Below are 18,457 nucleotides of genomic sequence, written 5' to 3' on the forward strand. Positions count from 1 at the left end.
GATCACCGCGGCGCGCGGGCCGGAGGGACGAGCGCGCTGCGGGACGGCAGCGGCGTCGGGTCGGGCGGGTCGAGGTGGACGGCGACCGTGGTGCGCCGCTTGGGCACGGTCCAGGTCGCGTCGGACGGGGCTGCGCCGCGGGGGTGGGCGTCGATCCGCAGCACGTGATGGCGGGTGCGGTCCCAGGCTCGGACGAGGTCGGCGAGCCGGGCGACGAGGTCGGCGGAGGCCGGGCCGCGGGCGCTGACGCCGATCTCGGCGGTGTCCCCGATGCCGCGCCGGGCGAGATAGGCGAAGGTGTCGCCGGTGGCGGCGCCCATGCTGCCCCACGGGTAGAGCGCCGCGGTGAAGGCACCGGAGCGCACGGCGTCGAGGTCGGGCATGACCCGGCAGCACTCGGGCAGCGCGGCGAGGCCGAAGTCGAGGTGGTTCTCGCCACCCGGCGGCCGGACACCCGTCCAGACCAGCGTCTCGGATCGGTCCAATGCCCGCTGGAGCACGGCCTCGTCGAGCGCGCGGTCCTCGTCGGCGCGGATCCGCAGGACGGGCGGGTCGCCGAGGACGACCTGGTGCTCGGCGACCTCGTCGTCGCCGCGCAGCGGGACGAACCCGCAGGAAAGGGCGCCGTGCCCGGTCCAGACGCCGTCGCGGCGGGTGAACGCGACGGACCGGGTGACGCCCCGCAGCCGCAGCGGCACGACGAGGACGCCGCCGGGCGCGAGCTGTTCGGCCCAGGCCGCCGGCAGGTCCCACGCGCCCCCGGTGACGATGATGCGGTCGTAGGGCGCTCCGTCGGGGTGGCCGAGCCGCCCGTCGGCCACGACCGTCTCGACGTGGGCGTATCCGGCGCGCGCGAGGCCGCGGCGGGCCACGGCGACGGCCCCGGGCAGGATGTCGACCGACGTGACGTGCCCTTGTGGCCCGGTGAGGCGGGACAGCAGCGCCGCGTTGTACCCGGTGCCCGTCCCGACCTCCAGGACGCGGTGTCCGGGCCGGACGTCGAGCTGCTCCAGCATCGCCGCGACGAGCCCCGGCTCGGACAGGGAGCTGAGCGCCGCGCCGGACTCGTCCCGGTACGTCACGACGGCTTCGTGGCCGTACGCGCGGGCCAGGGGGACCCCGGGGACGAAGAGGTGCCTGGGGACCGCGCGCAGCGCGCCGTCCACCGCCTCGCCTTGGACGAGCCCGTGCCGTCGCAGCGCGTCCACGAGGGTGCCGCGCATGGCTTCGGCGCTTCCGGATTCGATGCTGATGCCCACTACGCAGACGTTACCTTTCGGCACGCCCCGTGACACGGGACTCGCCGGATCGGCCGGTTCCGGGATCTTTTCGTACGGACGCGCCATGGTGAGCAAAGCAAGCGTTCACTCACCATGGGTCGCCCGCCCTTGTAGAGTGAGTGATTACTTGTTAGCGTCCAGGTGTGGATAGGGAAGCCCTTGAGCGCGGTCTCGTCCGCCGTCTGCTGGACCACATCGCGCATCGCACCACCGACCTCACCGACGCCGTGCTCGAGCTGCCCGCCGACATCTACTCGGCCGAGCGGCACCTTGAGGAGGCCGAGGTCCTCTTCCGGGACCAGCCCCTCGTGCTCTGTCTGTCCGGCGCGCTGCCGGAGCCCGGCTCGTTCCGGACCGTCGATCTGCTCGGCACGCCGGTCCTGCTGACCCGGGACAACGACGGGCAGGTGCACGCGCTGCTGAACGCGTGCCGTCACCGGGGCGTCCGGGTGGCCGACGGGGCGGGGGAGGCGGTCCGGCTCACCTGCCCGTTCCACGCCTGGACCTACAACCTCAAGGGCGACCTGCTGCGGATGCCGTCGGCGTCGTCCTTCGAGGGCATGTGCAAGGAGGACAAGGGCCTGATCGAGCTGCCCGTCGCCGAAGGGCACGGGCTCATCATCGGACGGCTGCGGCCCGGCCCGCTCCCGGAGGTCGAGGAGTTCCTCGGCCCCGGCCTCGCCGACGAGCTGGCGATGCTCGACTTCGGCACCTGGCTCCCGCACGGCGAACCCCATGTGCACCCGGTGCGGGCCAACTGGAAGGTCACCCTCGACACCTTCCGCGAGAACTACCACTTCGACTACCTGCACCGGAAGACGCTCGCCACCTACGCCTACGGCGGCGTCCTCACCTTCGACCCCTTCGGCCGCCACCTGCGCAACTGCTCCGCGCTGCGCTCGATCGACGCGCTCAAGGACGTCCCCGAGGAAGAGTGGGGCGACGTAGGGCAGCACTTCAGCTACCAGTACGCGCTGTTCCCCAACACCAGCCTCACCCTCGACGCCCGCCACGCCGAACTGTGGCAGATCGTCCCCGTCGATGAGGCGACGTCCGAGGTCGTCCACACCTCCTACTTCCGCCCGGATCTCGGCGAGGCCGAACTCGCGAAGGCCGCCGAGATGGCCCCCTGGATCTGCGAGACCGTCGTCGACGGCGAGGACTTCTGGGTCGCGGGCCGCACCGAGCCGGGCGTCCGCGCCGGCCTCCTCGACACCGTCGTCTTCGGCCGCAACGAGCCGGCCCCCCAGCACCTCCACCGGGGCTTCGAAGACGCCCTGCGCGAGGCCCGGGAAGGTCGCTGAGGCCCGCCGCGCGGCGGGCCTCGGCGCCGTCGGCCTCAGGCGGTGTCGATCCAGACGGATTTGGTGTCGAGGTACTCCTCCAGGGCGTGGGCGCCCATCTCGCGGCCGTAGCCGCTCATCTTCTGGCCGCCGAAGGGGACCGCGGGGTCGAACAGCAGCATGGTGTTGACCCAGACGGTGCCGGTGCGCAGCTCGCGGGCCATGCGGTGGGCCTTGCCGACGTCACGGGTCCAGACGCCGCCGGACAGGCCGTAGGACGAGTCGTTGGCTCGGGCGGCGGCCTCCTCCAGGGTGTCGAAGGGCAGGACGGACGCGACGGGGCCGAAGATCTCCTCGCGGGCGATCCGCATGTCGTCGCGGACGTCGGCGAAGACGGTCGGGGCGACGAAGTAGCCGTCGGCGAGGGCGCCCTCCTCCAGGCGGGTCCCCCCGGCCGTCGTCCGGGCACCCTCCTCGCGGCCGAGGTCGAGGTAGCCGGTGACGCGCTTGAGCTGCTCGGCCGAGACCAGGGGACCGATCTTCGTCGCGGGGTCGAGACTGTCGCCGACCTTGAGGTTCGCGGCGAACGCCGACATGCCCTCCACGAACTCGTCGTACACGGGCCGCTCGACGTACACACGGGTGCCCGCGCAGCAGATCTGGCCGGAGTTGGAGAACACCCCCCACGCCGCGCCGGGGATCGCCTTCGCGAGGTCGGCGTCGGCGAAGACGATGTCGGGGGACTTGCCTCCGAGCTCCAGGGACAGCCGCTTGAGGTTGCCGGCCGAGGCCCGGACGATCTCCTGCCCGACCGCCGTGGACCCCGTGAACGCGACCTTGTCGACGCCGGGGTGCGCGACGAGCGCCGCCCCGACCGTCTCGCCGAACCCGGTGAGGACGTTGACGACCCCGTCGGGCACGCCCGCCTCGGTCAGCAGCTCGCCGAGCCGGACGGCGGCCAGGCACGCCTCCTCCGCGGGCTTGAGCACCATCGTGCAGCCGGTGGCCAGAACCGGCGCGAGTTTCCAGATGGCGTTGCTCACCGGCCGGTTCCACGGCACGATCGCGGCGACCACCCCGACGGGCTCGCGCAGCGTGTAGCTGAACACCTCGCCGGGCAGCGAGTTCGGGATCGTCTCGCCGTGGATCTTGGTGGCCCAGCCCGCGAAGTACCGGAGGACCTCGGCCTCCCACGCGGGGCTGCGGCCGGAGCGCGGCCTGCCGATGGGGGAGCCCATGTCGAGGGCCTCGAGCAGCCGCAGTTCGTCGTAGTGGGCGTCGACGAGGTCGGCGATCCGCAGCAGCAGCGCCTGCCTGTCGCGCGGTCTGGCCCGGCCCCACGGCCCGTCGAGCGCGGCGCGCGCGGCGGCGACGGCCCGGTCGGCGTCACGCGCGCCGGCCTCGGCGAGCGCGGCGATGACCTCCCCGTTCGACGGGTTGAGGCTGGGGAAGGTCCGGCCGGAGGCGGCCTCCTCCCAGCGGCCGCCGATGAGCAGCTTCTTGGGCGGACCGCCGACGAGCGAGGCGGGTGCGGGTGCCGGCATGGGGGCTCCTTCGGGGAGGGTGGGCCGGTGAGCGGCTTCCGACGTGGAGATAAAAGAATGCTCACTTACTAGATACCGTCTCCCGGGGGTCGGCACCAGAGGTCAGCGTCATGGCACAGGCGGTCTCTAGAAAGTGATCGCTCACCCTGTTATGTTGCGGGCATGGAGAAGCCCACCCCGCCTCCCACCCCCTCGACGGCCATGGCCCTGTCTGATGAGTGGTGTTCGCGGCACTTCGACCATCTCTCCCCGGAACTTGCCGCCACCATGCCCGCGACGATGGCCCGGATGCGGGAACTGCACCCGGTCGCCCGCAGCGAGGAGCACGGCGGTTTCTGGGTCGTCAGCGGGTACGAGGAGGCCCTGACCGTCGCGCAGGACTGGGAGGTGTACAGCTCGGCGCACGGGCTCGGCATCCCCCGCGCTCCGCTCGTCGTGCGGAACCTGCCCGTCCAGGCCGATCCGCCCGAGCAGCGGATCTTCAAGCGGCTCATCAACCCGTTCTTCACCCCCGCGGCCGTCGCGCCCTGGGAGGCGGCCACCCGCGCGCTGGCCGACCGGCTCATCGACGCCTTCATCGAGACGGGCCGGTGCGAGTTCATGAACGAGTTCGCCCGCCCGTTCCCGAGTCTCGCCTTCTTCCAGCTCGCGATCAACGCCCCGGAGACGGACCTGGAGAAGGTCGCCTACATGGCGTCGAAGTCCTCCACGCCCGACGACCCCGAGGCGCGCGAATGCTGGCAGGGGCTCTACGCGTGGATCCGCGACTTCACCCGGGCCAGGAAGGCGGCCCCTCCGCTCGGCGACGTGGTGGACGCGGTCGTGCACGCCGAGGTCGACGGCCGTCCGATCACCGAGGAGGAGGTCATCGGCACCGTCCAGCTCCTCATCCTGGGCGGGCTGGAGACCACCGCGGGCGCGCTCGGGCTGATGCTCGACAGGTTCTGCGCTGACCCGTCGATCCCCGCGCTGCTGCGGGAGCGCCCCGGGCTGATCCCGATCGCGTCGCTGGAACTGCTGCGGCTCGATCCGTCGTTCGTCGCCGTCGGCCGGACCGCGATGCGCGACGCCGAGCTCGGAGGCTGCCCGGTGAAGGCGGGGGACAGGGTGCTCATCCACTGGGCGTCGGCGAACCGGGACCCCGGCGAGTTCTCCGAAGCCGACTCCTTCGACCCGGGCCGCGAGCGCAACCGGCACCTCAGCTTCGGCGCGGGGCCGCACCGCTGCGCGGGGTCGAACCTCGCCCGGATGAACCTGAAGGTCGCGCTGGAGCGGGTGCTGGACCGGATGCAGAACATCCGCCTCGCGGAAGGGGCGACGGTGAAGTACCACCGCGGCCTCACCCGCTCCCCGGACACCTTGCCCATCACCTTCACCCCCGGTCCGCGTCTGACCCCGGCCGTCTGACGCGCATGGCCGAGCGCATCCTCCTCACCAACGCACGGGTCCTCGCCTGCACCGGAGGGGCCGACGAACGGCCGGTGGCCGCCGACGTCCTCATCGAGGGCGACCGCATCGTCCGGGTCGCGCCGGGGGTCCTCCTCGATCCCGGCGCGGCCCGGGTCGTCGACCTGCGCGGGGCCACGGTCCTGCCCGGCCTCGGCGACGCGCACGTCCACCTGAGCTGGCCGCTGGACTTCGTCTTCGACCACCAGGCCATCGCGAAGACCCCGCCGGGCGAGCACATGCTCGACGTCGCCGCGGTCGTCCGCACGTTCCTGGAGAGCGGCTACACCTTCGTCATCGGCGCCGGCACCACCCAGCCGCAGGACGACCTGCTCATAGACGACGCGATCCGGCGCGGCCTCGTCCCGGGGCCGCGGATCGTGCCGAGCGGGCCGATGATCGCCGAGGTGGGCGGGCTCGGCGGCGACGGCGAGATGATGGAGGTCGCCGCCGACGCGAAGAGCCTGCGCGAGATCGTCGCCCGCCAGTGCGACCAGGGCGTGCGCGCGCTCAAGCTGTTCATCTCCGGCGACGGGGTCGTGCCGGAGTTCCCCTCGGAAGACGTCTACATGAACGACGCGATGCTCTCCGCGGCCGTCGCCGAGGCGGACAGGCACGGGGCGTTCCTCACCGTGCACGCGCGCGGCTCGGCGAGCGTCGCGATGGCCGCGCGGACCGGGGTCCGGATCGTGCACCACGCCTGCTTCCTCGACGACGCGGCGGTGAAGGCGCTCGAAGCCCGGCGCGACGACCTGTGGGTCTGTCCCGGTCTGCACTACCTGTACGCGATGGTCAGCGGCCACGCCGAGCCCTACGGGATGACGCCGGAGAAGATCGAGGCGTCCGGGTACCACGCGGAATTCGCGTCCCAGATCGAGGGGATGCGCCGGCTGCGCGAGGCGGGCATCGGCATCCTGTCCGGCGGGGACTTCGGCCACCAGTGGACGCGGCACGGCACCTATGCGGCCGAACTGCGGCGCTATGTGGAGTTCGCCGGGATGACCCCGGTCGAGGCGATCCACACCGCGACCCGGAACATGGGCGGGGTCTCCGGCCTGCCCATCGGGCAGGTCCGCGAAGGGTTCCTCGCCGACCTCCTGGTGGTGGACGGCGACCCATCCGCCGACATAGGAGTCCTCCTGGATCCGGCCCGGCGCAGGGCGGTCCTCAAAGACGGGGACTTCGCTTACGTCAACCCGGGGCTGTATCCGTGACCGCCGTCCTGTCGGGGGTCGACGCCCTCGTGCGGCTGCTCGTGCTGCGCCGCATCCTGGACGAGCGCGACGGCCTCAAGACCGCGACCATGGTCTCCGGCTACCCGGGATCGCCGCTCGGCACCTTCGACCTCGCGCTCGACGGGCTCGGCGACGCCCTCACCGAGAACCGGATCGTGCACCGGCCGGGACTCAACGAGGAACTCGCCGCCGCCATCGTCTGGGGCAGCCAGATGGGCGCGGCGGTCGCCTACGACGGCGTCGACGGGGTCGCGGGCGTCTGGTACGGCAAGGGGCCCGGCCTGGACCGCAGCGGCGACGCGCTCAAACACGCCAACGCGATGGGCGCGGGCCCGCACGGGGGTGCCGTCCTGTTCTGCGGCGACGACCCCGCAGCGAAGTCCTCCACTCTCGCCTGCGACAGCCAGTACGCCTTCCAGGACGCGTGCGTGCCCGTCCTCGTGCCCGGCGACCAGCAGGACGTGCTCGACCTCGGCGTCCACGCGTTCCGGATGTCCAGGTACGCGGGCGCGTGGGTCGGGCTCCGGGTCGTCACGGCGGTCGCGGACGGCGTCGGGACGCTCGATCCCGAACCCGGGAGGCACACGCCGCGCGACCCCGAGGGCGTCGTCATCGACGGATCGCCGTGGCGGCACGTCCCGCAGCGGACGATCGGGCCGCACGCGGTCCCCGGCCAGGAGGCGCTGGTCGCCGAGCACAGGCTGCGCGCGGCCCGCGCCTACGCCCGGCACAACGGGATCGACCGGGTCAGCGGAGCCGCGCCGGGTGCGCGGCTCGGGGTGATCTGCTCGGGAAAGACCTACTTCGACCTGCGGCAGGCCTGCGCGGACCTCGGCACGACCCCTGAACGACTGGGCATGCGCGTCCTCAAGCTCGGCATGGTCTTCCCGCTGGTCGAGGAGACCGTGCTGGAGTTCGCGGAGTCCGTCGCGGAACTCGTGGTCATCGAGGAGAAGCGGGCGTTCGTGGAGACGCAGGTCCGGGCCGTGCTCCACGAGGCCGGGCGCACCGTGCCGGTGCGGGGCAAGCGGGACGCGTCAGGAAAGCCGCTGGTGCCCGTGGCGGGGGAACTGGACGCGGGCGCCGTCGCGGGCGTCCTCGTGCGGCTGGCGCCCGACGCCGCGCCCGAGCCCGCGCGGCGTCCGCCGCTGCCGCTGCTCCAGCTCGCCGGACGGGCCCCCGGCTACTGCAGCGGGTGCCCGCACAACCGCTCGACCGTCGTGCCGGAAGGGGCGCTGGCCGGGGGCGGCGTCGGCTGCCACGGGATCCTCTACTTCGAGGCGCGGCAGGAGGCTTTGCGACGGCTGCCCCCGACGCCCATGGGCGCGGAGGGCGTCCCGTGGATCGGGCTCGCCCCCTTCGTCGCCGAACCGCATCTCATCCAGAACCTCGGCGACGGCACCCTCAGCCACTCCGGGACGCTCGCCATCCGGGCCGCGGTCGCCGCGCGCGCACCCGTCACGTTCAAGATCCTCTACAACGCCGCGGTGGCGATGACCGGAGGCCAGGACGTCACGGGGCTGCTCGACGTGCCGTCGCTCACCCGCGCGCTGGAGGCCGAGGGCGTCGGGAAGATCGTGGTGTGCGCGGAGGAGCCCGGCAGGTACGGGCGGCGGGCCCGATGGGCGCCGGGGGTCGAGGTCCTGCACCGGGACGCGCTCGACGCGACGCAGGAGCGGCTGCGCCGCGAGCCCGGCGTCACCGTGATCGTGTACGACCAGCGCTGCGCGGCCGAATCGCGCCGGCTGCGCAAGCGCGGGCTGCTGCCCGAGCCGCCGCGCCGGGTCGTCATCAACGAGGCGGTGTGCGAGGGCTGCGGGGATTGCAGCGCGAAGAGCAACTGCCTGTCCGTGCTGCCCGTCGAGACGGAATTCGGGATCAAGCGCCAGATCCACGACCCGTCCTGCAACCGTGACTACACCTGCCTGGACGGCGACTGCCCCTCGTTCGTCACGCTCGAGCCCGTCCGGCGAGGGCGGCGGCGCGCCCGCAAGGACGCCCGCCCGGTCCTGCCCTCCGGGCACCTCCCGACGCCCGAGCCGGCCCGGATCGAGGGACGGTTCGGCGTCTACTTCACCGGAATCGGCGGGACCGGCGTGATCACCGCGGTCCGGGCCGTCGCGCGCGCGGCCGAGATCGCGGGGCTCGCCGTCGGCGGGATGGACCAGACCGGGCTCTCCCAGAAGGCAGGGGCCGTCGTGTCGCACCTGCACCTCGCCCCGGACCGGCACGCGCTCGGCGCGGCGGCCGTCAGCGAGGGCGGGGCCGACCTCTACCTGTCGGGCGACATCCTCCAGGCGGCGTCGGCCGCGCACCTCGCGAAGGTGCGGCCCGGCCGGAGCCTCGCCGTCGTCGACCCGGCCCTGACGCCCACCGCGGCGATGCTCCAGCGGGACGACGCGGGCGCCGACGTCGCTGACCTGCGTGCCGCGATCGGCGGGCGGACCGGGGCGGATCGGACGGTCTTCGTCGACGCGCGGCGGATCGCGGAACGGGTCTTCGCCGACCACCTTCCGGCGAACATCGTGCTGCTCGGCGCGGCCTTCCAGCGCGGTGGGCTGCCGGTGCCGCTCACCGCGATCGAGGCGGCGCTGGGCGCCGGCCGTGCGGGGGAGGCCGGCCTCGCCGCGTTCGCGTGGGGGCGCTGGGCCGTGCACGATCCGGCCGCCGTGGAGAGCGCGCTCTCGGGTGCGGCGGGCGGCGGTCTGACCGATCCCTCCGCGAAGGCGCTCGCCGGGGCACGCGCCCTGATGGAGGGCGGTGATCTGCCCGCCGAACTGGAAGGCCTCCTGTTGCGCAGGACCGCCCAGACCATCGACTACCAGGACGCCGGGAGGGGGCGCCGCTACCTGTCGCTCGTCTCCCGCACCGCCCGGCAGGACAGCCCCGAGCAAGGCTGGGCGTTCACCCGCGCGGCCGCGGAGTCCTGGTTCAAGCTGCTCACCTACAAGGACGAGTACGAGGTGGCCCGCCTGCACCTCAAGGTCGACTACGACGCGCTGGCCGCGGACATGGGCATCGAAGGCGCCTACAAGGTCGTCTTCCAGCTGCATCCGCCGATCCTCCGCCGCCTCGGCCTCGACCACAAGCTCCCCCTCGGCCGCCCCTACGAACTGGGCTTCCACCTGCTCCGCCGCATGCGCCGCCTGCGCGGCACCCACTTCGACCCCTGGGCCTTCGACCGGGACCGCCGCCTCGAACGCGCGCTGATCAAGGAGTACGAGGCGCTCATCGACGACGTCCTCGCGGGCGACCTCCCGTATGCCGATCGGGTCGCGGCGGCCGCGTCGGCCTTGGACATCAAGGGCTACAGCACCATCAAGGAGGCGGCCGCGGCGGCCTGGCGCGCGAAGGTCCGCGCGTGATCCGCCGCGTTCGCTGCACCACCCGGGCGGCGGGCGTCACCCGGGTCGAGTTCGCCGCGGCGTGGCCCGCCGCGGTGGCCGCGGCCGCGCGCGCCCCCGCCGGGGTCCGCCCGCTGCGGCTCGCGGTCAACACCGTGCTGCCCGAGGCCGCCGACCCGAGGCACGACGGAGTGGAGATCGGCTGGTTCACCGATCGGGCGCACGCGGCCCGTTATGCCGCCTGGCAAGGCCCCCGGGAAGGGGACGTCACCCGCTCGGCCTCGCCGGTGTTCCTCGCGCGGGAGTCCGTGATGCGCGGGGACGACTGGCTCGCGGGGCGCTGGGCGGACCCGTCCTCCCGGCTGAAGCACCTCGCCCTGGCCACCCGTGCCGCGGACCTCACCCCCGCCGGGTTCTCCGCGCGCTGGCAGGCTCACGCGGGCCATGTCCGGCCCCAGGTCCCGATCCCCGCCGAAGCCCGCGGCCTCGCTTACGTCCAGTCCCATCCCCTGGAAGACGCCCCCCGGCCTTACGATGCCCTCACCGAGGTCTACTTCACCACCCCGGAAGCGCTGGCCGCTCGCGTCGCCTGGTTCGCCGCCGCCCCTGCGGCCGACCCCGCGCTGTTCTCCGGCTCCTGGCTCCTGCCCGCGCACGAGACCCTGATCCCGCTGGACTGAGCGGCCCGGGCGGACGGCACGGACGGCCGTCCGGCCGCGCTCAGAGGGCTCCGGCCCCGCCTTCGAGTCCGAGCCGTCCCGACGCCGGGAGGCAGGGCGGAAGGACCGCGCGGGTTCTTGACGGGCGACGGCCTTGCGGTGCAGGTCGAGCAAGGCCATCGCAGCGCGGGCGAGGGCGATCCGGTGGCCGGACAGCGCGCGGTCGGTGGGGAGGACAGGGGCTCGAGCCCCGCCACCGGCTGGGCACGGTAAGCCCCGACGAGGGGGTCGTGGTGGACGCGGACAGGGGTGAAGGTCTCGAGTCCCGCCGACCGCCGCGTCGTGCCGGGATCCGGAAGGGCCGCAGGTCTAGGGTGTGGTGCGACGTCACCACCTGGCACCGGACACCGCAGGGGACACCATGACGACCTCGTCGGATGACGCGAACGCGCTACCGGGCCGCCCGCCCGTGGTGGACCTGGCCACCTGGCAGGCCGCCCGGGACGAACTGCTGGTCCGCGAGAAGGCGCACACCCGCGAGGGCGACGCCATCGCCGCGGCCCGCCGCCGGCTGCCGATGGTGGAGTTCGACGGGACGGTCGAGGTCGTCGGGCCCGACGGCCCCGTCCCGTTCCTCGACCTGTTCCAGGGCCGCGAAGAGCTCGTCGCCTACAAGCACATGTGGTACGACGGCGCGCCGCACCAGGGGCAGTGCGAGGGCTGCACCGACGCGGCCTGGAACTTGAAGGACGCCGTCTACCTGAACGCCCGCGGTGTCTCGTTCGCCATTCTGACGACGGGCCCGTGGGAAGAGGTGGCCGCCTTCGTCGAGTTCATGGGCTACGCCCAGCCCTGGTACTCGGTGCGCGACGTGGAGGGGCCGGCCGGCGGCGAGATGGGCTACCTCACCGGCTACCTGCGCGAGGGCGACCGCGTGTTCCTCACCTACTCCACGACGGGCCGCGGTATCGAGCCCGCCAACGCGTCCTTCGGTGTGCTCGACATGACGCCCTACGGCCGCGGCGAGGCGTGGGAGGACAAGCCGGAGGGCCGGCCCGAGGGGAACGCCCCGTGCTGGTACTGGCGCTCGGACGCCGACGGCAACGCCACCTGGGGCCCGACCAGCCGCCCCGTGCCGCAGTGGACCCGCCCCGGCGCGACCCCCGTGGAGTCCCTCGGCCGATACGGCCCCCACCACTGACGCACCGCCGCCGGCGGAGCCGACGAGCACACCGGGTTCCGGTGGCCCCGTCCGGTTCCGCCGCGGCGGTGCCGTTGTCAGCTCTCGGCGGGGAGGTCGGCGTTCCAGGTGGCGGGGAGCGGCCCGTCGCAGACGGCGCAGCGATAGTCCTCGTCCTTCACGAGGTTGAGCTGGTGGCAGGCGGGACAGCGGCGGAACACGACCGGGCAGGTGAACGCCGCAGGACGGGCGAGCCCGACCCGGTCGAGGGCCGCGGCGACGGCCGCCCATGAGGTCGTGTCGGGGCAGTATCCCGTGGACTGGTTGCTGATCTCGCTGACGGACCAGGACCGGACGCCGGTGCGGGCGAAGGTGATCTCGCCGGCCCCGAGGACGGGTTCGCCGCCCGCGCACGCGACGTGCTCGCTCCGTCGTGGAGCCAGGAGCAGCGCGCCGGTCACGTCCACGACATAGGTGAACGGTTCCTCGTGGTCCGGCTCCCGGACGAGAAAGCCCGTCAGGCCGACCTGCGAGGTGATCGCGCGCCCGCGCGGCTGCGCCCGCGCCCGGTCGCCGATCTCCGCCGGACCGACGTACCGGTGGCGCCGGAACGGCGCGAGCCCGAGCGTGGCGGCGAAGTCGGTGAACGCCGGCGCGACGACGCGCCAGGAGCACTGGTGCGGGTCGGTCCAGAGGTCGCTGCCGACGACCCGGGGATCCGCCCGGTCGGTGCGGTAGTCCAGGGCGAGTGCGATGTCCTCGCCGAGGTGCCGGTTCACGGCGATGAGCACGGCGAGGTCGGTGTCCAGCCAGGGTGGTTCGACGGGAGTGCCTCGCCCGCGAACCAGCCGAAAGAGACCGTCGCCCGGATCGTCCCTGCTCAGCCGGGAGAGCGTCCCGGACTCCCGGCGCATGGCATGGATGTCCGCCAGGAAGTCCAGGGGCTCCGGGAACCAGGGGACCATCGCGCGCAGCACCTCGTCACCCGGATGACGCCAGCTCCCATCGGCCAGCAGGTCGAGGAGAAGCGCGGGCAGCCGCAGTCCGTTCACGAAGGACAACGCGACCTCCTGACGGATCGGTTCGGCCACCGACCCTGCCACGGCCGCGCCACCGCGTCGACCCGCCCGGTCAGGGGCGGCCGCTCGGTCGTTCGCGCCGCGTCTCCGGCGACGGTGCCGGGTGCTCGCGGGGCCGGATGATGAGATGCGGACCCGGGTGGTCGCGACGTATGGTCGAGGTGCTGTGGGTGGGGTCTCGGGTGACGGAGAGGCGGGGTTCGGATGGGTGCGGGGGAGTTCCTGATCGGCGGGGAGATCGCGGTCGGTCGTCGGCGGGCGGTGGAGCTCGGGGTGACGCTGATCGACACGGCGCACCTGTACGGGTGGGGGGCGAACGAGGAGCTGTTGGCGGAGGCGCTGTACCCGTATCCGGCGGAGTTGCTGATCGCGACGAAGGTGGGGGTGGCGCCGGCGGGGCCGGATCGCGAGATCGAGCTGTGCGGGCGGCCGGAGTTCCTGCGCGAGCAGGTCGACGAAGGGCTGCGGCGGTTGCGGGTGGAGCGGCTGGACCTGCTTCAGCTGCATCGGGTCGATCCCGAGGTTCCGCTCGCCGACCAGGTCGGGACGCTGCGGGAACTGCGGGACACGGGGAAGATCGGCCACATCGGGCTGTCGGAGGTCTCGGTGGCGCAGCTGGCGGAGGCGCGCGGGATCGTGGAGATCGCGAGCGTGCAGAACCGCTACAGCCTCCTCGACCGCGAGCACGAGCCGGTCGTGGCGGCGTGCGAGGAGGCGGGGATCGCCTTCCTGCCGTGGCGGCCGGTCCACCCGGCGACGCTGTCGGGTGAGGCGGACGCCGTCCGCGAGGTCGCGGCCGAACTCGGCGCCACCGCCGCGCAGGTCGCCCTGGCCTGGCTCCTGCACCGCTCCCCGGTGAGCCTTCCCATCCCGGGCACCACCTCCCTCACCCACCTCGCCGAGAACGTCGCCGCCGCTTCCCTGACCCTCACCGACCCCCGATTCCGAGCCCTCACCCCGGCACCGGCCACCGAGTCGTAGCGGGCTTCCCGAGACCGGCGCCGAGAGGTCGGTGAGGTCCGCGTCCGTCAGGAAGAAGGGCGACGTCGCCGTCCGCTCTTGGACGGTACGGGCTGCCCGGTGAGGACGCGGTCGGCGGCACCAGGGTGCGGCGACGCGCGCTCCTGATGACGGGATCCGGTTCCGCTCCGATGGGATTGGGACAGGTCCGCGGCGATGGTGCACCACGCCGGAAATAGGGACGTGCAGAGAATGGAGTGGTGCAAATGGTGTGAATGGGTCGGGAACAATAAGGGCAGTGTGGGGTCGGTTACGGGTTCTGTGGCATAAGCCATGAATCTGTCGGTGTGGTGAAATAGTCTGTCTGCGTGAGAATTGATATCAAGATCGAGGGTCTGGACGCCGACGATGAACTCGCCTCACTCGCGGATTGGCTAGAAGGGGACCCCGCGGTGAGTGCCGGCGTCCGTGTCGAACGCCGGATGGGTGCGGGGGGCGAGGAGGACCTGGGGCTCGGCACCCTTGAACTGCTCCAGTTGATCATCGAGAACGGGTTCGACCTGGGCGACCTGCTGCTCGGCTATGGCGCGTGGCGGCTGGCCCGGCGCTCGCGCGCGACCGTGGTCTTCCGGCGCGGAGACAGGGAGATCCAGCTCACCGACATCGACCCGGACGACATCGACCGGGTCATCGCCGGGCTCGAAGAGGGCGAAGAGGGCGAAGCAGAGGCATGACCGCGGCACCCGACCCCCGGCGGACGTGGGCGGTGCTGATCGGCACGGGCGAGTACGACCACGCCGGGCCGTCGCTGCCCCGGATCCCCGCGGCGGCCGGCAACCTGGCGGACCTGCGTGCGGCGCTCTGCTCGCCCCTGATCCTCGGCGTCCCGCGCGAGCAGTGCCTCGTGGTCGAGAACCCCTCGACACCGGACGACCTGCTGAACCCCGTCCGGGAGGCGGCCGGGCAGGACGCGGATCTGCTCCTGGTCTACTACACCGGGCACGGACTGGTCAGCCGCCACCGACTCGGTGAGCTGTATCTGGCCCTGCGCGGGACGGATCCGGAGGTCGTCGCGGGCGGCGTCGAATTCAAGCACGTCGGGGCGGAGGTCGCCGGGGCCGGCGCGGCGAGCCGGATCCTCATGCTCGACTGCTGCTTCAGCGCGAAGGCGACCCTCGATCTGGTGGGCGCGACCAGCCGACTGTTCAGCAAGACGGGCGACCTGGCGATCATCGGGGCCTCCGAACGGGCGGCCCGCGCGCCGAAGGGCGCACGCAACACGGCTTTCACCGGGACCCTGCTGGAGGTCGTCCGCGAGGGCGTCGACGACCCATCGCCCTATCTGACCCTCTCCCAGACGATCACGCTGACGGGGGAGCGCCTTGCCGCATCGGGCCAGCCCAAGCCCGCACCGTTCGTCTGGGGCTCGACCTGGATGCTGCCCTTCGTCCGGAACAGGGGCCACCGTTCCGTTCCGGTTCCCGCGGCCCCCGCCGCGGCGGGGGCCGCCCATCGCCGGCGTGACTTCACCCCGCCCGTCCGGGGACCCGTGGTCGGCATGGACCTGTCCTCGGCGGTGCCCGTGGCGGCGGTGCTCGGCAGGAAGGGCCCGCAGCGGATCCACCGCGCCGCCGGGCCCGCCCCGAGCGCGCCGGATCGGCCGCTCGCGGAGATCCTCGCCGGGGTGCGCAAGGACGCCTCGGCCCATCTGGGCCAGTTCGCGAGCGATGCGGTGATCGCGGTACCGGCCCGGTGGGCGGCCGCCGAAGTCGACGCGGTGTGCGACGCCGCCGAGGCGGCGGGCTGGAACGTGCTGGCGGCCCCCGGGGTCTCCGTCTGCGCGTTCGTCGCGCACCACCTTCACACGCGGGCCGGGACGACGGCGCTCGTGCTGCATCTGGGCGCGCGGCACTGCGAGGTGAGCCTCGTCGGCTCCGGTTTCGGCTCGGAGGTCGCGGTGCACGCGGATCACCATGATCCGGAGCTCGGTGGGGACCGGTGGACGGCGTGCGTCGTCGCATGGATCATCACGTCGCTGGAGGACTCCGGCCTGTCCGGGATCCGCGAGCGGTTCGGCGACGGGCTGGAGGCGGTGGCGGAGGACGCGATGGCGGTCCTGTGCGAAGGCGAGTCGGCGGTGCTGCGGCCGGCCCCTGCGGACGGGGGCGAACCCGTCGCGCTGGAACTCGGGCGCGGGGAGTTCGAGGAGGCGACGAAGGAGTTGCGCGACCGGCTCGCCGGGCTTGTGCGCCGTGTCGTCGCGGAGAAGGGGGAATTCGACATCGACGAGGTCGTGCTGTCGGGAGCGGGTGCGAGAATGCCCGCAATTCGCGATCTTGTGGAGGCGGCCACGGGGATTCGTGATCGCGGCGGACTGGCCCCGGAACTCGTCGTGGCATTCGGTGCCTGCGCCTACCCGGCCGGACCGGAGAAATGAATAGAGAAGGGCCACGGCGTAACCGGGATGCATGGTCAAGCGCAGATACTCTCGCCTAATATGGTGCGCGCGTTGAAGTGGGACTCGGGGGCATTCGAGGGGGTGGGCGTTGGGTGTTCCTGAACGTGGAGACTTCGCGTCGCGCTGCCGACGTGCCGGGGCGGTCCGGTGAGCTGGGAATTCCCGGAGGATCCGCGAGGGCTCATCAAGTGCGTCGTTCCGCGTGACGCCGGGGATCTGACCGGCCCGGAGTTCACCGGAGGCGAGGCCGAGCGGGTGTATTCGAGGCTGCGCGCATACCGGCTCGCTTACGCGCCGCCGGTCGTGCAGGGGTCTTCGCTCACGCGAATCCGGAGCCTGGACGAGGTACGGGAAGGGGAGGTCCCGGCCACCCGTCTGGAACTCGCGCTCATTTACGCGGGGCTCGCCGGGCGACGCGGTCTGCGGCCTTTCCTGATGCTGCCGCCGCCTTATTCCGAGGCCGCGCTGGAACGCTTCGAGAACGCGGTCGTCGTCATCCCGGCGCGGCCGATCGACGCGCTTCCGGCCTGGGCCGTGCACGGCGCCGCGGAGATCCGGCCGGAGATCAAGGCGCGGCTGGCCCTGGACATCGGCGCGGAGCGGTTCCTGGCCCTCGACCCGGCGGGCGCGGGCTCGGGACAGGGTTTCGCCGAGGCGTGCAGGGAAGGCGCGCTGAGGCTGACCGACGGCCTTTTCCGCCCGGAGTTCTCCGGCGCCGCCATCCTCGACGTCGAGGCAGCGTGGCGGCGGAGCGCCCTTGCCCCCGTCGTACGCCGTCCCCTGCCCGCGAGACGGGACGACCGGCCCCGGCCCTTCGACGTCAGACGGGACCGCAGATGGATGAACCCGCTGCTGGTGCAGTACCACCCGGACGCCCAGGCCGCCATGCCCGCGTTCCGCGCGGTGGGCGGTCTGGATCCGGGCCTCGCGGAGCTCAAGCGCCTCTACTACCGGCTGATGGGGAGCCGCTGGCCCGAAGCGGAGACGGAGTTCGACCTGCTGTGCCACGCGGCGATGGCGCAGAACCTTCCGGGTCCCCTCGGGGGACTCGAGCGATTCGTCCTCGGGGTCGCGGCGCGCAACGGGGCGGGCCTCGAGGAACCCGTCCTGCTGTCCTGGCTGCGGAGCAGAGCGGTGGATCTCGCCGCGGCCCGCGCCTTCTCCGACGAGCTCCGGGTCCAGGAGCTGTGGGCCGTCATCACGATCGGTGAGGACGTGCTGCACCACTCTCCGCTTCCCGGGCACATCACCGTCGACCTCTACCCCGATTCCGGGGACTTCGATCTGGGCGAACCGTGTGCGGAGGAGCGGCTGATCGAGCCGGTGCTGCGGAAGATCGTCGCGGAGCTCCAGCACAGGGCCGAGGGGAGAAAGCTCGTGGTCGACCTGGTCCTCCCGATGTCCTACCTGGAGAAGGGCATCAGAATCGTGGACCTCGCCGTCGTCCCGGACGGGAACGGCGGCTACACCGCGCTCTCCGACAGCCTGGAGCCGAGGCTGCGCTGGTCGCAGCACTATCGGGACCACGGTGTCAAGAACTACTACTTCAGCTACAGGCAGCGGAGCGGCGCGGGCCGATGGGAAGCGGACCCCGTGGTGCTCACCGAGGAGGACATGAAAGACGAGCCGACCTTTCGCAAGCGCCTGCTGGACGCGGCGGAGGCGCCCTGCCTGATCGCCGGAAAGAGCAGGCGCTTCAAACAGGCGGTGCTGCGCCGGATCCTGATGGAGGGATTCGGCTATGTCGTCTGGGACTACGGGGGCCAGCACGAGCAGGCCGCCACGGACCTGCTGGCCCGCTGGGCGGCGATTCCCGACCGGGACCTGCGCCGGAAGCGCATGCCGGAGGAGTGGTCCCGGCCGAACGGCCGCGGCGCCCGGCCGGGCGCACGGCGCGCGGTCATCTGGGCGGACGTGGACGGGCGAGGCGACATTCGGCTTCCCCCGCGGAACCCGTTGACGGATCCGAGTGGAAATGAGGCACAGTGA

13 protein-coding genes are annotated in these 18,457 nt (G+C 72.7%); 10 read left to right on the forward strand and 3 right to left on the reverse strand.

Annotated features, from left to right (window positions below):
* Positions 1 to 2 precede the first annotated feature (2 nt).
* Complete coding sequence (gene fxlM / locus EDD29_RS18695; protein ID WP_170201463.1) at positions 3 to 1,259, reverse strand: methyltransferase, FxLD system; 1,257 nt, start codon at positions 1,257 to 1,259, stop codon at positions 3 to 5.
* 164 nt (positions 1,260 to 1,423) lie between these two features.
* On the opposite strand from fxlM, the gene EDD29_RS18700 reads away from it, so the two are divergent.
* Positions 1,424 to 2,584, forward strand: a complete 1,161-nt coding sequence (locus tag EDD29_RS18700) for an aromatic ring-hydroxylating oxygenase subunit alpha (RefSeq protein WP_123665646.1) — start codon at positions 1,424 to 1,426, stop codon at positions 2,582 to 2,584.
* Between the two features lie 35 nt (positions 2,585 to 2,619).
* On the opposite strand, the gene EDD29_RS18705 is transcribed toward EDD29_RS18700, so the two are convergent.
* The gene (locus tag EDD29_RS18705; RefSeq protein ID WP_123665647.1) at positions 2,620 to 4,107 is read right to left on the reverse strand and encodes an aldehyde dehydrogenase family protein; all 1,488 of its coding nucleotides are present in this window, start codon (positions 4,105 to 4,107) and stop codon (positions 2,620 to 2,622) included.
* Positions 4,108 to 4,269: 162 nt separating this feature from the next.
* On the opposite strand from EDD29_RS18705, the gene EDD29_RS18710 reads away from it, so the two are divergent.
* From EDD29_RS18710 to EDD29_RS18730, 5 genes are all read left to right on the forward strand, one after another.
* Positions 4,270 to 5,514, forward strand: a complete 1,245-nt coding sequence (locus tag EDD29_RS18710; protein WP_123665648.1) for a cytochrome P450 — start codon at positions 4,270 to 4,272, stop codon at positions 5,512 to 5,514.
* 5 nt (positions 5,515 to 5,519) lie between these two features.
* Entirely contained in the window at positions 5,520 to 6,767 is a 1,248-nt protein-coding gene (locus EDD29_RS18715) for an amidohydrolase family protein (RefSeq protein WP_123665649.1), read from the forward strand.
* Positions 6,764 to 10,153, forward strand: a complete 3,390-nt coding sequence (locus EDD29_RS18720; protein WP_123665650.1) for an indolepyruvate ferredoxin oxidoreductase family protein — start codon at positions 6,764 to 6,766, stop codon at positions 10,151 to 10,153. Before EDD29_RS18715 ends, EDD29_RS18720 begins: the two co-directional genes overlap by 4 nt.
* Complete coding sequence (locus EDD29_RS18725; RefSeq protein ID WP_123665651.1) at positions 10,150 to 10,812, forward strand: hypothetical protein; 663 nt, start codon at positions 10,150 to 10,152, stop codon at positions 10,810 to 10,812. Before EDD29_RS18720 ends, EDD29_RS18725 begins: the two co-directional genes overlap by 4 nt.
* A gap of 400 nt (positions 10,813 to 11,212) precedes the next feature.
* On the forward strand, positions 11,213 to 11,992 hold the full coding sequence (locus EDD29_RS18730; RefSeq protein ID WP_123665652.1) for a DUF899 family protein: 780 nt from the start codon (positions 11,213 to 11,215) through the stop codon (positions 11,990 to 11,992).
* Positions 11,993 to 12,069: 77 nt separating this feature from the next.
* Here the strand turns inward: EDD29_RS18730 and EDD29_RS46355 are convergent, their stop codons facing one another.
* Positions 12,070 to 13,032 carry a hypothetical protein gene (locus EDD29_RS46355; protein ID WP_211359787.1) on the reverse strand — a complete coding sequence of 321 codons (963 nt, stop codon included), beginning with the start codon at positions 13,030 to 13,032 and terminating at the stop codon, positions 12,070 to 12,072.
* Between the two features lie 222 nt (positions 13,033 to 13,254).
* On the opposite strand from EDD29_RS46355, the gene EDD29_RS18740 reads away from it, so the two are divergent.
* The 4 genes from EDD29_RS18740 (at position 13,255) to EDD29_RS18755 (ending at position 18,457) form a co-directional block, all read left to right on the forward strand.
* Positions 13,255 to 14,031 (forward strand): aldo/keto reductase, encoded by a 777-nt coding sequence (locus EDD29_RS18740; RefSeq protein ID WP_123665653.1) that lies wholly within the window; start codon positions 13,255 to 13,257, stop codon positions 14,029 to 14,031.
* A gap of 347 nt (positions 14,032 to 14,378) precedes the next feature.
* Positions 14,379 to 14,744, forward strand: a complete 366-nt coding sequence (locus EDD29_RS18745) for an effector-associated constant component EACC1 (RefSeq protein WP_148086011.1) — start codon at positions 14,379 to 14,381, stop codon at positions 14,742 to 14,744.
* Positions 14,741 to 16,447: a caspase, EACC1-associated type gene (locus EDD29_RS18750; protein ID WP_123665655.1), complete on the forward strand. Its 1,707-nt coding sequence runs from the start codon at positions 14,741 to 14,743 to the stop codon at positions 16,445 to 16,447. Before EDD29_RS18745 ends, EDD29_RS18750 begins: the two co-directional genes overlap by 4 nt.
* Positions 16,448 to 16,615: 168 nt before the next feature.
* Positions 16,616 to 18,457: a hypothetical protein gene (locus EDD29_RS18755; protein ID WP_123665656.1), complete on the forward strand. Its 1,842-nt coding sequence runs from the start codon at positions 16,616 to 16,618 to the stop codon at positions 18,455 to 18,457.

Origin of the sequence: Actinocorallia herbida (genome assembly GCF_003751225.1) — a bacterium.
Taxonomy (GTDB): Bacteria; Actinomycetota; Actinomycetes; order Streptosporangiales; family Streptosporangiaceae; genus Actinocorallia; species Actinocorallia herbida.

Excerpts from the sequence above, each read along its gene's own strand:
- EDD29_RS18750 (WP_123665655.1), top strand. The coding sequence starts at position 14,741 with ATGACCGCGGCACCCGACCCCCGGCGGACGTGGGCGGTGCTGATCGGC.
- EDD29_RS18740 (WP_123665653.1), top strand. The coding sequence starts at position 13,255 with ATGGGTGCGGGGGAGTTCCTGATCGGCGGGGAGATCGCGGTCGGTCGT.
- EDD29_RS18705 (WP_123665647.1), bottom strand. The coding sequence starts at position 4,107 with ATGCCGGCACCCGCACCCGCCTCGCTCGTCGGCGGTCCGCCCAAGAAG.
- EDD29_RS18710 (WP_123665648.1), top strand. The coding sequence starts at position 4,270 with ATGGAGAAGCCCACCCCGCCTCCCACCCCCTCGACGGCCATGGCCCTG.
- EDD29_RS18715 (WP_123665649.1), top strand. The coding sequence starts at position 5,520 with ATGGCCGAGCGCATCCTCCTCACCAACGCACGGGTCCTCGCCTGCACC.
- EDD29_RS18730 (WP_123665652.1), top strand. The coding sequence starts at position 11,213 with ATGACGACCTCGTCGGATGACGCGAACGCGCTACCGGGCCGCCCGCCC.